This is a genomic window from Plantactinospora sp. CA-294935, assembly GCF_050936445.1.
GTDB lineage: Bacteria > Actinomycetota > Actinomycetes > Mycobacteriales > Micromonosporaceae > Plantactinospora.
In genome coordinates this window covers 5508929-5529598 of the sequence record NZ_JBNJMU010000001.1, presented here as the reverse complement: position 1 = coordinate 5529598, position 20670 = coordinate 5508929, and the positions used below count along the sequence as shown (strand labels likewise).

The following is a 20670-nucleotide window of genomic DNA, read 5'->3' as shown; positions in this document are numbered from 1 at the left end:
CGTCCGCAGACCCACGGTCCCGCCCGAATCACCCACCCTCGGACTCGGCCACCTGCAGTTCGAGGCCCTGATCACCACCGCACGCCTATCGACCAACCCGAACGACTTCGCCCTGGTCGCCATGCTCGGCCTCCTCGGGCTACGCATCTTCGAAGCCTGCGGCGACAAATATCGCCGACCTCCGGGAGGAACACGGCCACCGCGTCCTACGCGTCCGCGGCAAGGGCGGCAAGGTAGTCCTGGTTCCGCTGCGACCCGCAGTCGCCAGAGCCATCGACCGGGCCGTCGACGACCGCCTCGGCGGCCCCATCCTGCGCAACACCCTCGGCACGCGGCGGGACCGGCACGCCGCCACCCGCCGACTCAAACAGCTCGCCGCCAGCGCCGGGATCCGGATGCCGAGGATGCACCCACACATGCTGCGTCACACCTTCGTCACCACCATGCTCGATGCCGGCGTCAGCCTCCGCGACGTCCAAATCGCCGCCCGCCACGCCGACCCCCGCACCACCATGCGCTACGACCGCGCCCGCAAGAACCTCGACCGCCACCCCAACTACATCCTCGCCGCCTACATGGCCTCCGGAACCTAGCGACCACGACAAGCGGATCTGCCGATGGCGGGGCTCGGTCATTTACCGAGCCGTCGCCTTCCGGAGTTCGCTCAGCCACTCGATGCCGAGCCTGTGGCCGTCGGGGAATTGGTCGTCGCGATCCCAACGCCACGTAGTGATCATCGCCAGCATGAGGGTCCGGCAATCTCGGAGCAGGTGCTGATCGACGCCCGGATAGAGGCCGCCGACCTCGTCAGGTGCGTGGGCCAGGTCGAACTCGATCGGCCCCCGGCAGCACGTCTCGAAGTCGATGAAGAGCAGGCCGACCGGGGTCGAGAGCAGGTTGCCCGGGTGAGGTTCGCCGTGCAGGAGTTGTTCGGGCCGGCCGCTATCGCTGACCGATCGGCGCAGGCGGTCCAACGTGCCGGCGAGAAAGATCCGGTCCGCGCCGGCCAGCTTCGGCGTCCGGTCGTGGTCCGCCACGAGCGTTTGGGCCTCGGAAACCCGGTCCGTGAAGTGCGGGGTGAGCAGGTCGACCCGGCGCATCCCGGCGTGCAGACGTTCGAGCGCTCTGGCGTAGTCCGCCGGAGGGATCGCTTGAGTAGTCACCGGTTCGTAGTAGGTCCACAGAGTGACCACGTAGTCGTCCCAGACGAAGACCTCGGGCGCTTCCAGCGCGGCCACCGGGCTCCCGACCTCGAACAGTCGCTTAGCGGTATCCACTTCGAGCTGGGCGCACTGGTGCGCCGCCGGTGCCACCTGTGCCAGCACGTCGCAGGGCTGCAGACGCAGCGTGAGCTTGTTCGAGTTGTGCAGGACGACGGCGTCGTAGGCGGTCAGGCCGAGCGATGAGGCGATCGACATGGCTGCCCGTGTTGCCCGCTGGGCCGCATACGCCTGCATCGGAGCACCGTAACTCAGCGCTTTCGGCGCAGCAGCCGTACTTCGGTCTCCCCTGCGTCAGGAAACTAGAGCGGCGGCGACTACATCTGGATCTGCCGCTCTAGATGCGCGCCGCCCAGGCTGGGACCATCATGTCCGGTGGCCGGCGCTTCCGGTACACCAACCGTGCCGGGCCGAGCATCCGCGCATAGCCCCAAGGAATGCGCGCGCCACCCAGCCGGAAGCCGTCATAGACCCGAGACCGGACCGTGGTCGTAGATCAACACAATCCTGCGACCGTCGGAGCATGGCCGTTCAAGCGCCGACGATCGCGCAGCGGACCTCCGCTTCGCTGACCACCGCCCTGCTGCTCCTGACCGGACTGACCTCCTGCACACCCGAGATCAAAGCCATCACCGGCCTAACTGTGGACACTGACGGACGGCCGCTCGCGGCTCTGGCTTGGTGCGCGGACCAGCCGCCGGACGTGGTACATCTCCGTGCCGAGAAAGACCTGGCTTCGCCCTCCCCGTCCGGGCCGACGCCGTCCGCGAACTGGCCGGAGTGGCGGTACGACGTGCAGCGCGACGCGACCTCACCGGCCACCGTGCACCTGACGGGCTTCCCACCCGAACCGACCCCTGACCCGCACGCAGTCTTCCGAATGCGCGAGTCACCAGCAACAACAGCTTCACCTCCCACTCGGTGACCTTCCGGCTCCCTGAACTGTCCGGCCTGCAACCCGGATCGATCCTGATCACCACCATCGAGACCAACGAAGAGGTACAGAAGAGCATCTCCCTCGACGAGTTCGCGCGCCTGGCAAGGGACGAATGCTGAACTCCTGCACCGGGCTGCAACACGGCTATACCCCTCGTGGCCATCTCAAGCACCGATCGATCTACATGAGCGGGATCGCCGTGACGCCTGTCTTCCTCGCCCCGTGATCACGTGCGCGGATCTGGCCCCGAGGTGAAGCCGAGGATCGGCGTGCCCTGACGATCGAAGACGTACGCGCCGGAGGCACGTTCGATGATCCGCGGGGTGAAGCTCACTCCGTAGCGGATCAGGAGGCGGTCCACCTCGTCCCAGAACGTCGTGTCCATCGTCGTTCTTCTCTGACCGGGCCGGAGACAGGACCGGTTGACCTGCCCGGTAGTCATCCTCGACGGCAGCAGGAGTCGCAACAAGCAAACGGGGCGGCCGCCGTGATGGCGCCGGCGGCCACCCCGACCGATGCGCTCCGAACCGTGCCCGGTCAGCGTCCGGCAACGAGCGGCGTGCCGACGCCGTCGTACGCCGGATCGGTGTCCGGGCCGCCGACCTCCGCCGGCTCGACGGGCTCGTCCGCCGGCTCCGTCCCGGCACCGGCCGCGCGCCGCCGACGGCGACGCCACCAGAGCAGGGCCAGCACCGCGCCGATCACCACGAGCAGGTAGAGCAACGTCCACGGTACGGTCCAGATCGTCCCGGTACGGGTCACCGCCGGCAGTACTCCCTCGCTGCTCGTGGCGTCGACGCGTACCGTGGCGGTGACCATGCCGGCCGGTAGGACGCCGTCGATCCGCCGGACCAGGGTCACCCGCGCGCCCGGCAGCAACTCCGGCAGGGTGACGTCCTGGCCGCCGGAGAGCGGTATCCCGAACAGGCCGGTGATCCGCAGCCGGGCGGTGCCGGCGACCCGCACGTTGCCGGGGTTGCGGAGCCGGTAGGTGATCGTCGCCGGGCCGCGGGCAAACGGCACGGCCGGACTGGCGTACGAGACCTGCACCGACTCCACGTCGACCAGCGGCGCCAGCGGCCCGTTCACCCGCAGGTAGATCCGCGCCCCGACCCGGCGCTCCACGTTGACCCGCTGCCCCTCGGCGTCGGTGCGCTGCTCGGCGACCGAGGCGACGATCCCGGCCGCGTGGTCGCCGGGAGTCGCGTTCCGCGGAACGGTCACCCGGAAGGGCAGGACGATCCGCTCACCGGGGCGCAGCGTCCGGGTCTGCCGGCCGAGGTCGACCCAGGCGCCGACGTCACGCGCCGGCTGGCTGGCCGGCGGGAGGGCGAACGCCCCGTCCGTCGAGGTGGACGCGTCGGTGGCGTACACGGTGAAGGTGAGCGGCTCGGACGACCGGTTGGTCACCACCACCCGGTCGTCGCGCTGCTGGCCCGGGGCGAGGTCGTAGCTGAACTGGCCGCGCGGGTCGGCACCGGCCGCGGCGTCGGGCTCCACGGTCCAGCGGAACTCGTCGCCGGGGGCGGCACCGGCCGGGCCGGAGACCGCCGCCGACAGGGTCATGGCGACGACCAGCGCGGCGACGACGCGGCGGGGTCGGGGTGCGGTCATGATGGCTCCTCGCTCGTCATCGCGACGACCTGGTCGACCGGGCTGGCTGACGTCCTCGCGGCGCTCAGGGACACGACTCTGGGATGCGCTGGCACGGATGTGCGGCGTTCGGTCACGGGCACGGGTCTGGGATGGTCTGGAGACGGATGTGCGGCGGAGGTGCCACGGACCGGCTGCCCGTGGTACCTCCGCCGTCGGTCGGCCGTCGGCCGGTCGGACCGCTCGGGTCAGACCAGCGTCAGGGTGAGGGTGCCGGCGTAGCTGCCCGGCGTGGTGGTGTCCGGGATGCCGAGGCTCAGACCGGCGCCGCACTCGAAGGTGCCGGCGCTGCTGCCCTCGTCGGCCCGGCACAGCGTCCTGGCCTCCCCGAGGCCGGAGCCCGGCGTCGCGGCGGCGCCCGCGGTGGCGCTGCCGCTGCCGCTGACCTTGCTGGCGTCCGGCGTCCAGCCGAGCTGGTTGCCGTCGATGGTGGCGGCGGCCGGACCGACGAAGTCGTCCACCTGGCCGGTCAGGTTCCAACCGGCGCTGGTGCCCCGCAGGTCGGTCACCGTCGCCGTGTTCAGCGTGCCGGTGGCCGTACCGCCGACGATGCCGCCGGAGAGGGTGACGTCGGTGCCCGCCACCTCCAGGGAGAGCCCACCGCCGACGATCTCGGCCGTGATCTGCTGCTCCTTGTCGACGGCGCCCGGGGCGGTGACCTGGACGTTCATCTCGGTGGAGGTCGACGGCTGGTACGCCGCCGGGTCCGCCGGGGTGAACTGGGCGGTCAACGAGTTGTTCCCCACCGCCAGGGTGGAGGTGGTGATCTGGGCCGTACCGCCCGACACCGGCGCGGTGCCCAGCGAGGTGCTGCCGTTCCGGAACGCGACCGTGCCGGCCGCGGCGGCCGGGTCCACGGTGGCGGTGAGGGTCACGGCGGTGCCGGCCTCGATCGGTCCGGCCGGGCTGGCGCCCAGCGCGGTGCTGGTCGGCACGGCCGGGTCGACGGCGCCCTTGACCCGCCAGTTGCCGCCGTCGACCGTGATGACGGTCTCGAAGCGGTCCTGATGTACGCCGTTGAGTTCGCTGAGGCATTCGATGACGACGACGTAGTCGCCGGCTGCCGGCGTGCCGGCCAGCGCGGTGGCCATCGACCGGTTCGCGGCCAGGGTGAACGGAGCCGTGTCGTAGCCGGTGTCGCTGGCGATCCGGTTGAGGTTGGCCACCTGACCGCCGACGGGACCGACCCGTAGCGCGGCCTGGTCGCCGAAGCCGGTGGGGCAGGCCGCCGAGGTGGTGGCCTGGGTCAGCATCGGGTTGTCGGTGACGGTGCCACTGGTGGGATTGAGGGTAATGGTGCCCGCCGCGGCGGCCTGGGCCGGCGCCGCGACGCCGACCAGGCCGACCGTGGTCAGCACGACCGTGCCGGCCAGGGCGACCGCCCGGCCGAGCAGGGCCTTTGTTGCCTTCATGAATCACTTCCTTCGCCAGGAGTGCGGTGCGGCGGCTCTCCCCCGTCGGGAGCGGTCACCGCCGCGACCTCGATCAGGCTGCACACGGGCCGTGACCCGCCGTGCAGGCCAACGCCAAGGCCGGACATGCAGCAGGAAAATTGCGGGTTACGGCCGAACTGACATGGGACTGACGGCGCGAAGAATCGAGTTGATCCGCCGTGTGAATGGAAGATGTCAAAGGCGGCGCGAGCAGGGTGTTCATCTTTTCGTCACCATCGCCGACCGGTGGACGCGACCGACCGGTCGGCGGAGCGGCCTATCCGAACCGTCCGTGCACATAGTCGTAGGTACGAGGGTCCTGCGGACTGTCGAACATCACCTCGGTCGGGCCGTGCTCGACGATGGCCCCGGGCGTGCCGTGCTCGGCGAGGAAAAACGCGCACTGGTTGGAGACCCGCGCCGCCTGCTGCATGTTGTGCGTGACGATGACGATCGTCACCTCGGCGACCAGTTCGGCGATGGTCTCCTCGATGCGCCGGGTCGAGGTCGGGTCGAGCGCCGAGCAGGGCTCGTCCATCAGCAGCACCCGCGGCCGGACCGCCAGCGAGCGGGCGATGCAGAGCCGCTGCTGCTGCCCGCCGGAGAGCGCGCCGCCGGGGGAACGGAGCCGGTCCCGGACCTCCTTCCACAGCCCGGCCTTGGCCAGGCACTCCTCGACCAGCGCGTCCCGGTCGTTGCGGCCGATCCGGGTACCGGTGAGCCGCAGCCCAGCGATGACGTTGTCGTAGATCGACATCGTCGGGAACGGGTTGGGCTTCTGGAAGACCATCCCGACCTGCCGCCGGGCGTCGGTGATCCGGCGGACCGGTGCGTACAGGTCCTGGCCGTCGAGCAACACCTCGCCAGCCAGCGAGGCCCCGGGAATCAGCTCGTGCATCCGGTTGAGGATCCGCAGGAACGTGGACTTGCCGCAGCCCGACGGTCCGATCAGGGCGGTCACCTCACCGGCGGCCATGGTCAGCGACACCCGGTCGAGCACCTTGTGCCGGCCGAACCACGCGGAGATCGACCGGGCTTCCAGGGCCGCCAGACCGCCGTCCGGTCCGGTCGGGGCGGCGGGCATCAGGGACGTACTGTCGAGGCTCATCTCGGCTCCGTCGTCAGTAGAGGTTGGGCAGGAGTCGGACGGCCTGGTCCGCCACGGTGAGGCCCAGGACGGTGAGCAGCGGCATCCCCGACACCCACGCCTGCCAGCCACCCCAGCGGGCCCAGGCCCAGCTCACCGCGTAGGCGGCGATCAGCAGCGCCTGGCCCCAGAGCACCAGCGGCACCCACGCGTCGGGCTCGCCGGCCATCGCGTGCTCGGCCGCCGTCAGGGATTGCGCGCCGAACCGCCGCTGCGGGGACGGTTGGACCGGCGAGACCAGGTCGGCGTCGGCGTAGAGGACGTTGTCCGGCAGGTACGGCCGGCCGTCGGCGGTGGCCAGGGTGAGCCGGCCCGCCCCGTCGGCCAGCCGGGGCGGCAGCGGGTCGCCCGGCCGGCGCAGACCGGTGACGCGGTACCGGTGCTCGCCCTGCCCGGTCACCACGACGATCTCGTCGCCGGCGGTCAGCAGCGACAGCCCGGCGAACGGGCCGCCGTACCCGGCGTGCCGGCCCAGTACCACGCTCGTCCCGGCCTGGCCGGGCAGCACCGTGTCGCGGCGGTGCCCGGGACCGTTCTGCAGCACGGCTCCGGTGCTCCCCTCGAAGACCACCTGCCGGGTGTCGAGCACGGGAATCCGGAGCACCGCGACCGACGTACCGGGGCGGAGCAGTTCACCGTCGAGGTCGGTCTGGCCGACCGGTGCGATCCCCTCGGCCAGGTCCTTGCGGAAGTCGGCGTACGCCGTCTGCTGGGCCCGCTCGTAGCGAAGCTGGGAGATCAGCGTCAGGTGTACGACGAAGGCCAGCAGCAGTACGCCGAGCAGCGTCAGTACTGTGCCGGTGACGCGTACCGCCGGGATCTCGACGGGCCGGGACGTCCGGATCGGTGCGGCCGGCGACGGCGACCCGTCGGGGTCGGATGCCGACCGGGACGGTCGGGATGGCGCGACCGGCGGTCCCTGGTGGAGGTCGATCGGTGGAACGGTCGGTGGGTCGACGGTCGCGGTCACGGTTGTCTGCTCCCTCGTCGGCGGATCAGCGGTACGGCGGCCACACACGCGGCCAGCAGGGCCAGCCCACCGAGAGCCCAGGGCAGCGGTGAGCCGCCCTCGTCCGGCCGCGAGGCCAGGTCGGGTGAGGCGGCTGCCGGGGTGACCCCCACGCTCGGTTCCTCGGCGGCACCGGTCGGCGCGGCGGGTGCCGTCGGGGTCGCGTCACGGTCGGGGCCGGACGGCGAGCCGGTCGTCCGCCCCGGCGCGGTGGCCGTCGGTGCGGCCTGGCCGGCGGCGCCGCTCGTGACCCGCCAGGTGTCGCCGCTCACCACGATCCGCGACTCGAAGCGGTCGGGGTGGGTACCCAGGGTGTCGCTGACGCACTCGACGACGATCACGTACTCACCGTCGCCGGGCGGCCTGCCCTGCGACATCGTCATCGACCGGTTCGGGCGCATGGTGACCGGTGCCGTGTCGTAGCCGCCCGCCCCGCCCGGGCGGGCGATGTTGCTGTAGGGGCCGCCGGCCGGGCCGACCCGCAGCAGCACCGCGGAGCCGTACCGGGCCGGGCAGGGCGCCGACGTGGTCGCCGAGACGAGCATCGGGTTGCCGCCGACGGTTCCGCTGGTCGGCGTGACGGTGAGCGTGCCGAGAGCCGCACCGCGCCGGGCCGGCACGGCCGCCGCGCCCGACGCCGGTGCCGACAGCCCGGCCGCGGCTACCAGAACCGCCGGGAGCAGCAGCGCCGCCCCTCGGCACCTCAGTGATCCCAGTACGGACATGTTTTCCTCTCTCGTGCCCGGCGGGCCGACGGGCCGCCCCGGGCTCCCCGCGGACGACGAGTGCTGTCACGTCCGGTTACCGGGGGTGGACGCCCGGGTGGTCTCCCGCACCGACCCGCTCGGTCCGGCCTGCTCGCTCAGGGGATCCGGCTATGGCTGCGGGGTGTTGCGGCGTCGGGCCAGCAGCATCGCGGCCGCACCGGCGACGACGAGGACAAACCCGCCGGTCAGCAGGGTCGGCAGCGAAGCGCCGGTCAGCGCCAGGTTGCCGCCGCCGCCCCCCTCGGTCGGGGTCGGACTCGGGTTCTCCGGCTCGGTCGGGGTGGGGCTCGGGCTGCCCGTCTCGGTCGGGGTGGGGCTGGGGCTGCCCGTCGGGGTCGGGCTGGGGCTGCCCGTCTCCGTCGGGGTGGCCGAGGGGCTGCCCGTCGGGGTCGGGCTCGCGGTCGGCGTCGCCGTCGGGTTCGGTGTGGCGGAGCCGGTCGGGGTGGGTGAGCCGGTCGGCGCCTGTGTGACCTGCCAGGTCGAGCCGCTGATCGTGACCACCGTCTGGAACCAGTGTTCGTGCGGTTCGGCCAGTTCGGTCAGGCACTCGATGGTGATCCGGTAGTCCCCGTCCGCCGGCGCCGGGTGGTTTCCGTCATCGGGCGTCGGGTCCAGTGCTCTGGCGATCGACCGGTTGGTGCCGAGGGTGAAGGGGCCGGCGTCGTAGCCGGTGGCGCTGGCGATCCGGTCGAGGTTGCCGCCCTCGGGCCGGCCCGGCTGACCGGCCGGGCTGACCCGTATCTGCGCCTGGGCCCCCCAGCCGGCGGGGCAGCCCGCCGAGGTCCGCGCGGTGAACGCGGGCGACTGGGCCGAGCCGTCGGTCACGTTGCCGCTGGACGGATCGATGGTGAGGGTGCCGAGCGAGGGTGCCGCCTGTGCGGGCGGGGTGAGCCCGACCAGCGCCGCGGCGACCGTGCCGGCGCCGGAGAGCAGCGCGACCGCGACGAACGTCGAGCCAGTCCGGCCGAGCCGGCGGGTTGGCGTCTTCACAGCGTTCCTTCCTTGTCGATAACACGGGCGTGTGGCCGGACGTCCCCAAAGGGACCTCCGGCCACCCGGGTGCGCGCCTCGGGCGCGCGGGATCAACCGATCACGAGGTAACAGATCTGCGACGTCGAGGCCACGAACAGCCGCGGGTCGTCCGGGGTGAAGGTGGCCTTGAGCTGGAGCAGGCCGGTCGGCAGGGTGGTGCTGGTGAGGACGGCCCTGCCGTCGGTGACGGGTGCCGTGCCGACGCTGGTGGAGCCGGCGAAGAACTCGACGCTGCCGGCCGCGTTGTGCCGCACCGTCGCGGTCAGCGTCACCCGCTGGCCCTCGAAGGCGAACAGACCCGGCTTGGCGGTCAGTCGGGTAGTGGTGGCCGCCGCGTTCTTCACCGCCCAGCTGTCGCCGGTGACGGTGATCAGGGTCGAGAAGTCCTTCGGGGCCGTCCCGGTCGTACCCGAGCAGGAGACGGCCACCTCGTAGGTGCCGTCCGCCGGGGCCGCGCCGAGGGCGGTGGCGAGCGAACGGTTCGCCGCGAGGGTGAACGGCGCCTGGTCGTAGTTGGCGAGTCCGCCGATGCGGGCGAGCGGGCTGTACGGGCCACCGGGCGGACCGACCTTCAGCGCGGCGTTCTCGCCGAAGCCGGTCGGGCAGGCCGCCGAGGTGGTGGCGGCCGTCACGAACGGGTTGTCGTGCACGCTCCCGCCGGTGGGCGCCAGCGCGACGGTGCCGAGAACCGGGCTCTCCGCCTGCGCGGGGCCGGCCAGACCGGCGAGCGCCAGGGTCGCGATCGCGGCGGTCGACAGCGCTACGGTCGTCCGGACGAACAGGGACTTGGCCTTGCTCACGAAGCACTTCCTCTCGGTGCGGTTTCGTGTTTGCCGTTCCCGGGTTCGCACCCGGGGCCTCGAATCAGCGGCGGAAACGCCGCCGGGGTGGTACGCAACGTGGGAAGAACGCCGAGTCCGGTCCGGTGGCCCTAACCGAACTCCATTGAGGTCCTCTGCGCTGACCTGCGGTTGGTCCAATTCTTCGGGCGGACGGGGCGACGCGCCGATTTCGGCCCGTCCAACCGCCCGGTGGAATGGACCGCGATAAGCATTCCCTGCCAACCGGGTACATCGACACCCGCGCTTCGCGAACGTTTCGTGCTCAATGCTTCGCCAACATGAAGGCCAGATGAACCCGAAGCGGGCGCGGCGCCCGGCGGAACGTGTGATCCGCCATTCGGCCGACGGATGGTGCCGACAAGTAGGTGTCGTCATCCACCGTTGTGCGAGATCGCACTCGCGACCGGCGCAGAACGCCGGCCACGAGTGCGGTCGGTGATGCTCCCGGGCGCTACGCCCCGGGTGTCAGGCCGGCGGCCAGCCGGCGGTGTTCAGGTTGCCGGTCAGGGTGGTGGACCCACAGTCGCCGATGGTCGCGAAGCCGTAGCTGGTGATGACCCCGCTCTGGTCGCAGAGCAGCGAGCCGAAGGCTCCACCGGCGGTGAAGACCCGGTCGATCCACTCCTCGGTCAGCTCGCCGGAGGCGACGATGTTGTACACCCGCCGGTTGAGCGGGAAGGCGGGGTTCAACACCTCGTTCGGCGGGGTCGTCCCGGCCGCGTACGGCGACACGGTGTTGATGCTGCCGAGCAGCGACGGGCCACGCCGGTCCTCGACGCCCGGCAGGGCGTTGCCCTGGGCGATGTGCTGGGCGATCGAGAACGGCATGACGTAGTCGTTGTGGCCGGTCAGTTCCCGACCGTCGTGCTCCTGCACCGGCGGGACACCGGTGCCGTCCGGCACCGTCGTCGACGCCGGAACGAGGCAGGGGTAGTCACCGGCGCTGATCTCGGCGTCGGTGATGCCCATCTGCTGGTTCCAGAACTGCCGGGTGCCGGATCCGGGCTGGATCAGCAGCGGCTGGACCGGGAACGAGCCGACCGTCCCGGTGACGCACTTGTAGATGTTCTGCAACAACGAGAGCGACATGTTGGTCGGCAGGTCGCTGTTCTCGTTGATCGCGTACGTCACCGCGTCCAGGGCGAACGGGATCCAGGTCCCGTTGCCACCCGCGACCAGGGTCGTACTGCTGGACGAGCGGGCGAAGTCGACACAGTCCTCGATGGTGCTCGCCGCCGGGGCCTGCACCTTCGAGGCCCACAGCGAGCGGTTGCCCTCCGTCGAGCCGTTCGGCCGCTGGAACACGCAGTTGTCGACCTTGGTCTTGATCGGCGAGGTGCCGCGCGCGTCCCAGGACGCGAGCACGGTGCCGCCGCCGATCGCCGCTCCCAGGCCGTTCAGCACGTCCTGGGTGGTGTCCGAGCCGGTGCCCGCCAGGGTCCGGTAGGCGGCGGCGTCGGTCGGGAACGGGGGGAACCCGCTGAACGGGTCGGCCGAGGCCGGGGTGGCCACCGCCGTGACGGCGAGCGCGGCCGCGAGCACCGTCCCCACCGCCTTCCCGAGGGACTTAACCTGCATCGTTCTCCCTTTCGTCAGAGACAGGAGGTCGACCCATTCCCCTATATGAATGGGCCGCAATCAGCATTCCCTGATTCCCGTACGCGTCGACACCGGTATTTCGAAAACGTTCCGTGCCCAATCCTTCGCCCGCATGAAGGCCAGATGAATCGATTTGACCACGCAGAGTAGTCGACGGGCGGGTGTATCGCCGTCGCGGGCCGGTCACGAGGGAATTCCCGTCGCCTCGATGCGTCTCGCGGCGGAGTCCCCGGAGGTGACCGAAGAAAAATCGTGCTCGCGACCGACGCGAGTCGGCCACGAGCACGAACGGATCGAGGTGGAAAAGGTTCAGCGGGCGGTTGTCAGAGGTTGCCGCGCAGCACGACGGAACCGCAGTCGGAGGCGACCCCGAAGCCGTACTGCTGGATGAGGGCGCCCTGCTGGCAGATCAGCGAGTCCGAACCGGTGAAGACCTGGTCGATCACGCTGTTGGTCAGGTCGGCGGTCGGGACGATGTTGTACACCGTCCGCCGCAGCGGGAAGTTGACGTTCAGTACCTCGTTCGGCGGGGTCGCCCCGGCCGCGTACGGCGACACGGTGTTGATCCGGCCGAGCTCCGACGGGCCACGCCGGTCCTCGACCCCCACCAGACTGTTGCCCTGGGCGATGTGCTGGGCGATCGAGTACGGCATGAGGTAGTCGGTGTGCCCCTCCAGCACCCGGGCGTCGTGCTCCTGCACCTCCGGCAGGCCGGTCCCGTCCGGCACCGTCGACGACGTCGGAACCAGGCACGGGTAGTCGCCGAGGGCGATCTCCTGGTCGGTGATGGACATCTGCCCGTTCCAGAACTGCCGGGTACCGGAGCCGGACTGGAGCAGCAGCGGCTGGATCGGAATGCCACCGATGTGGCTGATCACGCACTTGTAGATGTTCTGTAGCAGCGCCACCGACATGTTGATCGGCAGGTCGCTGTTCCGGTTGATCGCGAAGGTCACCGCGTCCACCCCGAACGGGACCCACGTCCCGGTGCCGGCGGGGACGTTGGTGGTACCGCTGGACGACCGGGCGAAGTCGACGCAGCCGGCGGTGGGGCTACCGGGCAGCTCCGAGTCCCGCAGCGCGGTCCGGCCCGCGGACGAGCCGTTCGGCCGGGCCAGCTCGCAGGCCGTGGCCTTGGTCTTGACGGTGGCGGTGCCCCGCGCGTCCCAGGACGCGATCACCTTCTGACCGCCGACGGCGATCACCTCGCCCAGCCCGTTGAGCACGTCCTGGGTGGTGTCCGAACCGACCCCGGCCAGCGTCCGGTAGTCGGTCACGGGGTTCGGGTCGGCGGTGGCCGGACCGGCCACCGCCGCGACGCCGAGAGCGGCGACGAGGGCGGCGCCCACCGCGCTGGCAATTATCCTCACCTGCATGGTTCTCCCTTTCCTCCAGAAAGAGGTTCGGCTCATTGCTCTTTCTGAGTGAGCCGAGTGGAGCATCAATCGCCGGGCCGGGGCGGCGATACCTGCGTCGGGGGAACGTTTCAGTGCGCAAAATTTCGCCAACATGTAGGCCGAATGAATCGTCTGCCATATATATTGAACCTTTTTCAATCTCCCCTTGCGGTCCGTTGGAGCGCGAGGTCGGACGCGGTGTGTGAGCGCCGCGCGGTTCAGGTTGAAAAAGGTTCATTCATACGCGACGACCGGCGAGCGCGAATTCCTCACGTCCCGGTCCCGTCCGGGGCAGGGCGGCGATAGCCGAGCATCAACATGATCGGACCCGAGATTCCGCTCGCCATCCCGGCCACGAGGACGCCGAGCAGCAGGAACCGCATCCATCCGACCGGCTGGCCGGGGGTCGGCGTCGTCGCGGCGACCGGTGCCACGGCGACCGGAGGTGTCGGGGTGGGCGCCGGGGTCCCGCCGGGGCTGGGCGTCGCCCCGCCCGCCGGGGTGGACGGGGCCGGGGAGGGTGTCGGATCCGGGCCGGACCCCGGGGCGGGACCGGTCGTCGTGGGCGACGGAGGAGTGGTGCTGGCCAGTTCGGCGGCGACCGCGAGGGTCTGGTTCCGCAGCGGCTGTGGCAGGGGCGCGTAGCCGGGCGGGAGTTGTCCGGGCTTGGACCCGATCGTCTGCCCGTCGCTCGCGATGTAGCGCAGTAACCGGGCGTACTCGCGGCGGGCGGGCTCCGCCCGGTCGAGGTTGGCGGCGGCGTAGGTCAGCATGGTGAGCGGGTAGGCGCCGGGCGCGGACTGGGTCGGGTTGGGTTGTAACACCCCGTCGACCGGGCTCGGTTCCATCGCGCCGACCCCGGCCAGCAGGCCGACGGTGTCCGCCCTGACGCAGTTCGTGCCTTGCGCGTCGTTGCACAGGCTCGCGGTGGCCAGCCCGTACCGGGCCGCCGACGCCGCATCCGTGATCCCGAGCCCGAACTTCCGGCCCGGCAACGGCGGTGGTGCCGCCTTGTAGTCGCCCAGCCTCGCCTGGGGATTCGCCGGGTCGATGCCGCCGGCGGTCTCGTCCCAGACGATCCGCTGCCGGGCATCGCTGCGCAGGGTCTGCCGCGCGGCGACCTCCAGGCCCTCGGCCCAGGGGGCGAAACCCGGCATGCAGTACGGGAACTTCGGTACGCCGGTCGTGGGCTCCCCGGTCCGGCAGCTCGGGTCTTCCTTCGGGAATCGCGAAATGCCCTGCCCGTCGCCGAAGACCAGCGGCACGAAAGCCGGGTTCACCCGCATGCCGTTCTTATCCGGGACTCCGGAGAGCCATTTGCGGGCCGCCTCGTCCGCCAGGACCCACTGCCACACCCGGCGGGCCAGCACCGACTCGCCGTCCGGCAACTGGATCGGATAGTGCCTCGACGTCGGGAAGAAGCTCTTGAAGATCGGATTCAGCTCGACGAACTCCTCGTCGACCCGAATCGACCGTGGATTCTTGGCGATGTCCGGATTCTCGGCGGGATTGGGCACGTCCTGCTGATACGACTGGGTGAGCAACTTGGCCACGAGGCGTGGCGTCAGTTTCAGCTCCGGCAACGGCTGGCCGTTGATCCGCTGCGCCTCCGCCGAGGAAGTCGGGACCTCCGACTTCGACGTCCGGGCCTCGATCTGGAAGGCGATCACCGCCGCGTTCACGGTGATCGGGGCGTGCACGACCTGTGGATCGGTCTCCTCGCGGAGTACCGGTTCGTCGACGTAGGCGACCCCTCGGCCCTCGGCGCCGGGCGAGAGGACGGCCGCGTCCGCGGTCACCTCGGTGGTGACCGTGTGCGAGAAGGCCGCTCGGCCGCCCGCGCAGAGGCTGGCCTGCCAGCTCACCGCGGCCGGTGCCACCAGTTCGGAGCCGACCGTGTCGAAGACCTGACCGCCGAGCGGGCACGGTGGACGGACGGGTTCGAAGTCCAGCGGGAACACGATCCGGTTGGCGAAGTAGGTCGGCAGCAGCGGTGAGCCGCTCGCCCGCCTCGTGCTCTGGTAGACGTTGCCGTGGAAGTCCCGCTCACCGCGAGGTACGACGACCAGCCAGCAGCGCCGGGCGCCGGGAGCCCCGGCGACGACCTCGCCGCAGTTGAGTCCCTTGGCGTCCGATCCGCGCTGGGCCTCGAAGATGACCCGGCCGGTGCCGTCCGAACTGGTCCGCGCCGCCACCACCTCGTTGGTCTCGTCACGTCGGAAGAAGTCCTCGATGTCGGGGACGCCGTCGTCGGGTGCGTCTGCCGGCGGAAAGTCCTTCATCCGGGTACGTTGGCCGTCCGAGGAGCGGAACGGGATGACCTGCGCGTCGGCCGGCAGACGTTCGTCCGGGTCGCGGCCGGCGGGGTTCCCGCTGGCGTCGAGGTTGAAGTCGACGGATCGGCTGGAGGCCGAGACGCCGACCTGGAGTTCGAGTTCCTCGCTGACCTCGCCCTTTGCCGTCAGGCCGCCGAACTGGCAGGTCTCCCGGAAGTCGGGGGCGTTGGGGTCAGGCCCCCAGCACTGCATGATCTGGAGATAGTTGGTGCCGTACGCGCTCTCCGGGGCGGTCGTCCTGCCCCCGGTCCAGGTGATCTCGATGCCCTGGGTGACGAGGTTCTGGGTCTGTGAGACGGTGACCCGCAGGTCGGAGAAGTCCTCGTACGTGCCGCGCCGGCCGTTCTCCGTCATGGCCGACTCGGTGAGCCGGTCTCCGGGTACGGCGGCCAGGGCCGGCTGCCGGGTGTCCAGCCCACCGACGGCCAGCAGCGCCGTCGGCGCGACCAGGGCCGCCGCCACCGCCGCCGTCCAGCGCCGTCGCAGCGACGGGCGGCCGGGCCAGTGCCTCACTTGTCCCGCCCCTCGGTGCCGGTGCGGGTGACCCCGGACCGCCGGAAGATCAACGGTGGCCCGAGTACCAGGGCGAGCAGCACGACCCCGGCGAGCACCATCATGCTGTGCCGCAGTCGCCATCCACCCTCGCCGTCCAGCGAGACCGGCACCCCCGCGACGAACTGCTGACCCCCGCCGTCGCCGCCGCCGATCACCTCACCCGTGGCCGGGTCGATCAGCCCCGGCCCGGCCGACTGGCTGGCGCTCGGGCCGGCCGTGGCATTCGGTCCGGTGCCGCCGGTGTTACCGGTGTTGCCGGTGTTGCCGGTGCTCGAATTGCCGCCACCGGCGGGGTTGCTGTTTTCGGTGGAGGTGCTGGCGGCGCCGCCGGTGCCGGCCGTGCACTGCTGGCCGTTGCCCTTCTTGTCGCACTCCGGCGGGTTCTGAGCGGTCCGGGCGAGGGTGTTGGTGCCGTCGGTGGAGAACGTCGGGTTGTTGCAACTGCGGATCGGCCGGGCCTCCTGCACCACCCCGGGGATCCGCTTCACCTGGTTGAAGCCCGCCTCCACCAGGTTGATCGGCAGCGGGGAGTAGCCGAGCAGGTCGACCTTCTGCTGGCCCTGACAGAGGAAGTAGTAGGCGAACCGGCCGAGCGTGTACGCCTTGTCCTCGGTGACCCCGTTCTCGTGCGCGAGCGGGATGACCATGTAGGAGTACGAGGAGAGCGGGTACGTGCGCCGGTCCCGGTCGTTGTAGACACCCTCCAGCTTCTGGGTGAGGTAGTTCTGCGCGTTCGGGTTGCCCGTCTCGATCTGCGCCCTGGTCAGCGCCACCGCGACGCTGTTGGCGGTCGGCTCCACGTAGTAGCCGGCCTTGTTGAGCACCTTGACCACCGGAAAGCCGTTCTCCTTGGCGTACGAGTACTCGACGTAGGTGATGGCGCCCTCGGCGTTGCTGCCCGCGACGTACCCGGCGATCTGGCTCGACCCGGCCTGCGCGGTGAACCCGGGTGGGTAGAACGACAGCACGTTGCACTGCGCCTCGGTCCGGCCCTTGTCTCGGCACCAGGGGCGCCAGATGTCCGGGTACTGGTTGTTCATCCACTTGACGAACTGGGCGGTGGTGCCGGAGCCGTCGGAGCGGACCACCGGGATGATCTTCCGGGCCGGCATGTTGAGCCCGGGGTTGTCGGCCCGGATCGCGGGGTCGTTCCACATCTTGATCTTCTCGGTGAAGATCTTGGTGATCACGTCGCCGGAGAGCCGTAGGTTCGTCACCCGCCGGCCGCCGATCTTCAGGTTGTACATGAAGGAGGTGCCGCCGGCCACGATCGGCATGTACGCGAACTTCCGGCGCGGGATGGCCTCGTTCGCCTCCGCACCGAACTCGATCTCGGAGACCGCGAAGTCGATCGTGCCCTGGGCGAAGGCGTTGCGACCCGCGGTCGAGCCGACGCCGCTGTAGTGCACGGTGATGTTGTTCTGCCGGACGTCCGCCCGCCACTGGTCGAGCGCGTTCTGGCTCCAGGTCGAGCCGGACCCGGTGATCGAGACGAGCCGGGGTGCGGCGGCGGCCGGTGTGGCGAGCAGTACCGGCGCACCGACCAGGGCGAGCGTGAGCAGCCGGGCCACCCCCCGGCGCATCCGGGTAGCGGTCTCAGCCATCGCGATTCTCCTTCTCAGGTGGGGAAACGGCGTGATCAGCGTGCTGGTCGGCGCCGGCCGGCGCGGGGCGCGGCGCGGGTGGGTAGCTGGCGGGTCGGCCGGCGCGGCGGGCGAACCGGGTCACGTCCCGGGCCGACTCCCGGGCCCGGCGCCGCAGTTGACCCCGGCTCAGTTGTCCCGGGCCGCGTCCGCCGACCAGCCGGGCCAGGACGAAGAGCAGCAGCACCAGCATCATCAGGGTCGCGGCGGTGCCGAAGCCCCGGACGATAAAACTCTCCTCCGGCGAACGGGTGAGCGAGTAGGTCACCAGCGGCAACGAGTTGTTCCAGCCCTCGAACGGGTTCAGGTTGAGGCTGGTGGCGCCGCCCGCGGTCAGCAGCACCGGAGACGTCTCGCCGACCCCCCGCGCGGTGCCGAGGATCACCGCCGTGGTCAGCCCGGACCGGGCGGTCGGCAGCACCACGTGCCAGACCGTCCGCCACTGCGAGGCGCCCAGCGCCAGCGCGGCCTCCCGCAGGTTTCCCGGCACCAGCCGGATCACCACGTCGGCGGCGCGGATGATGATCGGCAGCATCATCACACTGATCGCCAGCGAGGTGGCGAAGCTGGAGTGGCGGTAGCCGAGCGCGAGGATCACCGTCGCGTAGATGAACAGACCGGCCACGATGGACGGCAGTGCGGTCATCGCCTCGGCGATCGTCCGGACCAGCCGGCTCAGCCGTCCCGGGATCTCGCTGAGGAAGACGGCGCAGATCACCGCCAGCGGCACGGTGAAGAGCAGGGCCAGGGCGATCTGCTGCAACGTGCCGACGACCGCGTGCAGGGCCCCGCCCTGGGAGAGCGGTTCGAGCGGCCCGGTGATCGACATGTCCTCAGTGAAGAAGTTGAGGTGCGTCAGCGGCGGCCAACCCTCGGCGAAGGTGTAGAGGACCACCAGCGCCAGTACGGCGAGGACCAGGAAACCGAGGCTGTGCACCACGGCGCCGACCAGCCGGTCCCGTACGGCGGGGCCGTCCTCGTCCAGTGACACCAGCAGCCCGTAGAAGCCGAGGAACGCGAGGTAGGCGATCACGACGAAGCCGAGCACACCGTCGAACGGGGCGAGTTGGGTGTAGAGCAGGGTGGTCACGCTCAGCGCGGCGACCGTCGCCCCGATCGCCGCGAAGATGTCGGTACGCCGGAGGGTGGCGGTGATCCGCCGTACCTCGACCGCCTCCGGCTGCTCGGGGCGTACCGGAAGGGTGGTGGTCCGTGCGCCCGCCGCCCGCACCTGCGCGACCGGGACCGCCGGGTCGGCCGGTCGCGCCGGATCGTCCCCGGCCGCCGGCCCGGTCCCGTTCGGCGCCGCCGGGCCGGACCCGGCCGGTGCGTCGTCGGTCTGCTCGTCGATCGCGTGCTTCGGGCTCATCGTCGGTGCACCTTGCCTGTCGTGCGGCTCATCGTCGGCACCCGTCAGACCTCGCTCGCCGCGCCGGAGCGGCTGCGAGCGATGATCATCGAGGCGAGGAAGTTCACGATCAGGGTCATGACGAACAGGGCCAGTCCGGCGGCGAACAGGGCCGAGATGCCGGCCTCGGTGGAGTCGCCGTAGCGGAGGGCGATCAACGCCGCGACCGAGCTGGCACCGTTCTCCAGGATGTGTGGCTGGATCTCGAAGACCGGGGAGATGATCATTACGATGGCGATCGTCTCGCCGAGCGCGCGACCCAGCCCCAGCATCGTGCCGCCGATCATGCCGCCGCGCCCGAACGGGAGTACGACGGCCCGGATCATGCCCCATTTCGTCGCGCCGAGCGCGTACGCGCCCTCCCGTTCCCCGGCCGGCGCCTGTGAGAAGACCTCCCGCATGATCGAGCAGACGATAGGCGTGATCATCATGCCCACCACCAGTCCGGCGACAAATGTCGACGAGGTGTAGACCGTCATCGTCGAGAGTGGGTCGCGCGGATCGGAGCCCTCGACGTCGAAGATCGGAATCCACCCGAAATAGGTGGCGATCCAGTTGCTCAACCCCAGCACGTTGTCCTGAAGCAGGAAGAATCCCCACAGCCCGTACACGACACTCGGTACGGCGGCCATCAGGTCGACCAGGCTGATCAGGGTCTGCCTGATCCGCCTCGGCGCGTACTCGGAGATGTAGAGCGCCGCACCCGTCGCCAGCGGTACCGCGACCACGATCGCCACCAGGGCGATCAGCACGGTACCGGTCAGCACGGCGGCGATCCCGAAACGCCCGGCGCCCGCGTCGGGGTCCCATTCCTGGGTGGTCAGGAACGACCAGCCGGCCACCCCGAGCGCGTCCTGCGCCCGGTACAGCAGGAAACCGCCGACGAGCAGCATGACGCAGAGCACGACAATGCCGCCGCCCCGGGCCAGACCGCGGAACAGCAGGTCCGCACCGCCGCGCCGCTCCCGTACCCGGCGGGGCGTGTCCGTCGTCCCGTCCGGAGGCCCCGGGATCGTGGTCCGGGGGGCTTCTAGCGTGGCCATCGCTGGATCCTCGTCTCGATGCCGGTCCGCCGGGCGACGTCGGTCTCCAGTGGCCGTCGCGGGTCGACCGGGCCGTCACCCGGCCGGGGCGGGACGACGCGTGGCACAGCATGTCCGGCCGACCGGTCACCCTGCGACACCACGCGGCGCCCCTTGCGGACCAGCCGGGTCCCCTCGACGATTCCGGCCAGCGGGATCGCGGCGAGAAATCGTTCCAGGTTGTAGTTGCACTCCCGGGCCCGCAGGTAGGACCGGCTGGAAATGGCGACCGTCTCGCCGTCCAGGTCCAACCGCCACGCCCACTGGCCGGTGAACTCGTCGGTCAGGGCCAGCGCACTGGCCCGGTGGTGCTGCTCGCGCAACCGTTTGACGGCCGCCCAACATTCCACGTACGTCCGGTAGCCCACCTCGCCACGACCGAGTTTTCGGTTGTTGGGCGAGATGAGCATCCAGATGACCTCCTCAGCGGCCTCGTCCACCCGGGTACCCGACCCTGCGGACATGGCCAGGAAGACGAAGCTCGGCTGGTGCACCGGATCCTCCCGTGGGGCTTGACACGCCCATCTGAATGGTCCCGATCGGCAACCACCGCGATCATGTTGTGCATGACCCATGACGCACTGCGGAGCCGAATGCTCACGCCAGACGT

Annotated in this window: 18 protein-coding genes; 2 read left to right on the top strand and 16 right to left on the bottom strand. The window is 70.7% G+C overall.

Features of this window, described 5'->3' with window-relative positions; all coding sequences use genetic code 11:
* Positions 1 to 170 precede the first annotated feature (170 nt).
* On the top strand, positions 171 to 593 hold the full coding sequence (locus ACQEVC_RS24790; RefSeq protein WP_432891678.1) for a tyrosine-type recombinase/integrase: 423 nt from the start codon (positions 171 to 173) through the stop codon (positions 591 to 593).
* Positions 594 to 635: 42 nt separating this feature from the next.
* Here the strand turns inward: ACQEVC_RS24790 and ACQEVC_RS24785 are convergent, their stop codons facing one another.
* A complete protein-coding gene (locus ACQEVC_RS24785) occupies positions 636 to 1418 on the bottom strand; it encodes a phosphotransferase family protein (RefSeq protein ID WP_432881687.1) in 783 nt (260 codons plus the stop codon).
* Between the two features lie 723 nt (positions 1419 to 2141).
* On the opposite strand from ACQEVC_RS24785, the gene ACQEVC_RS24780 reads away from it, so the two are divergent.
* Entirely contained in the window at positions 2142 to 2276 is a 135-nt protein-coding gene (locus ACQEVC_RS24780) for a hypothetical protein (protein WP_432881684.1), read from the top strand.
* Positions 2277 to 2383: 107 nt separating this feature from the next.
* Here ACQEVC_RS24780 and ACQEVC_RS24775 read toward each other — a convergent pair whose 3' ends face one another.
* From ACQEVC_RS24775 to ACQEVC_RS24705, 15 genes are all read right to left on the bottom strand, one after another.
* Positions 2384 to 2542 carry a hypothetical protein gene (locus tag ACQEVC_RS24775; protein ID WP_432881681.1) on the bottom strand — a complete coding sequence of 53 codons (159 nt, stop codon included), beginning with the start codon at positions 2540 to 2542 and terminating at the stop codon, positions 2384 to 2386.
* A 152-nt stretch (positions 2543 to 2694) separates the two neighbouring features.
* A complete protein-coding gene (locus tag ACQEVC_RS24770; protein WP_432881679.1) occupies positions 2695 to 3771 on the bottom strand; it encodes a WxL protein peptidoglycan domain-containing protein in 1077 nt (358 codons plus the stop codon).
* Positions 3772 to 3998: 227 nt separating this feature from the next.
* On the bottom strand, positions 3999 to 5222 hold the full coding sequence (locus ACQEVC_RS24765) for an Ig-like domain-containing protein (protein WP_432881676.1): 1224 nt from the start codon (positions 5220 to 5222) through the stop codon (positions 3999 to 4001).
* A 298-nt stretch (positions 5223 to 5520) separates the two neighbouring features.
* Complete coding sequence (locus ACQEVC_RS24760; RefSeq protein WP_432881674.1) at positions 5521 to 6351, bottom strand: phosphate ABC transporter ATP-binding protein; 831 nt, start codon at positions 6349 to 6351, stop codon at positions 5521 to 5523.
* Between the two features lie 13 nt (positions 6352 to 6364).
* Positions 6365 to 7360 carry a sortase gene (locus ACQEVC_RS24755; protein WP_432881671.1) on the bottom strand — a complete coding sequence of 332 codons (996 nt, stop codon included), beginning with the start codon at positions 7358 to 7360 and terminating at the stop codon, positions 6365 to 6367.
* The gene (locus tag ACQEVC_RS24750) at positions 7357 to 8124 is read right to left on the bottom strand and encodes a hypothetical protein (protein ID WP_432881669.1); all 768 of its coding nucleotides are present in this window, start codon (positions 8122 to 8124) and stop codon (positions 7357 to 7359) included. The genes ACQEVC_RS24755 and ACQEVC_RS24750 overlap by 4 nt, the downstream gene beginning before the upstream one ends.
* Positions 8125 to 8274: 150 nt before the next feature.
* The gene (locus tag ACQEVC_RS24745) at positions 8275 to 9156 is read right to left on the bottom strand and encodes a hypothetical protein (RefSeq protein ID WP_432881666.1); all 882 of its coding nucleotides are present in this window, start codon (positions 9154 to 9156) and stop codon (positions 8275 to 8277) included.
* 92 nt (positions 9157 to 9248) lie between these two features.
* Positions 9249 to 9998 (bottom strand): Ig-like domain-containing protein, encoded by a 750-nt coding sequence (locus ACQEVC_RS24740; RefSeq protein WP_432881664.1) that lies wholly within the window; start codon positions 9996 to 9998, stop codon positions 9249 to 9251.
* 507 nt (positions 9999 to 10505) lie between these two features.
* Positions 10506 to 11618, bottom strand: coding sequence for a hypothetical protein (locus tag ACQEVC_RS24735; protein WP_432881662.1), 1113 nt, complete (start codon positions 11616 to 11618; stop codon positions 10506 to 10508).
* 344 nt (positions 11619 to 11962) lie between these two features.
* The gene (locus ACQEVC_RS24730) at positions 11963 to 13009 is read right to left on the bottom strand and encodes a hypothetical protein (RefSeq protein ID WP_432881660.1); all 1047 of its coding nucleotides are present in this window, start codon (positions 13007 to 13009) and stop codon (positions 11963 to 11965) included.
* Positions 13010 to 13305: 296 nt separating this feature from the next.
* Positions 13306 to 15885 (bottom strand): hypothetical protein, encoded by a 2580-nt coding sequence (locus ACQEVC_RS24725; protein WP_432881657.1) that lies wholly within the window; start codon positions 15883 to 15885, stop codon positions 13306 to 13308.
* Positions 15882 to 17531 (bottom strand): phosphate ABC transporter substrate-binding protein PstS, encoded by a 1650-nt coding sequence (locus tag ACQEVC_RS24720; protein WP_432881654.1) that lies wholly within the window; start codon positions 17529 to 17531, stop codon positions 15882 to 15884. Before ACQEVC_RS24720 ends, ACQEVC_RS24725 begins: the two co-directional genes overlap by 4 nt.
* On the bottom strand, positions 17524 to 18939 hold the full coding sequence (pstA, locus tag ACQEVC_RS24715; protein ID WP_432881652.1) for a phosphate ABC transporter permease PstA: 1416 nt from the start codon (positions 18937 to 18939) through the stop codon (positions 17524 to 17526). The genes ACQEVC_RS24720 and pstA overlap by 8 nt, the downstream gene beginning before the upstream one ends.
* A gap of 44 nt (positions 18940 to 18983) precedes the next feature.
* Complete coding sequence (pstC, locus tag ACQEVC_RS24710; protein WP_432881649.1) at positions 18984 to 20021, bottom strand: phosphate ABC transporter permease subunit PstC; 1038 nt, start codon at positions 20019 to 20021, stop codon at positions 18984 to 18986.
* A complete protein-coding gene (locus tag ACQEVC_RS24705; protein WP_432881647.1) occupies positions 20009 to 20554 on the bottom strand; it encodes a hypothetical protein in 546 nt (181 codons plus the stop codon). Before ACQEVC_RS24705 ends, pstC begins: the two co-directional genes overlap by 13 nt.
* Between the last annotated feature and the right edge of the window lie 116 nt (positions 20555 to 20670).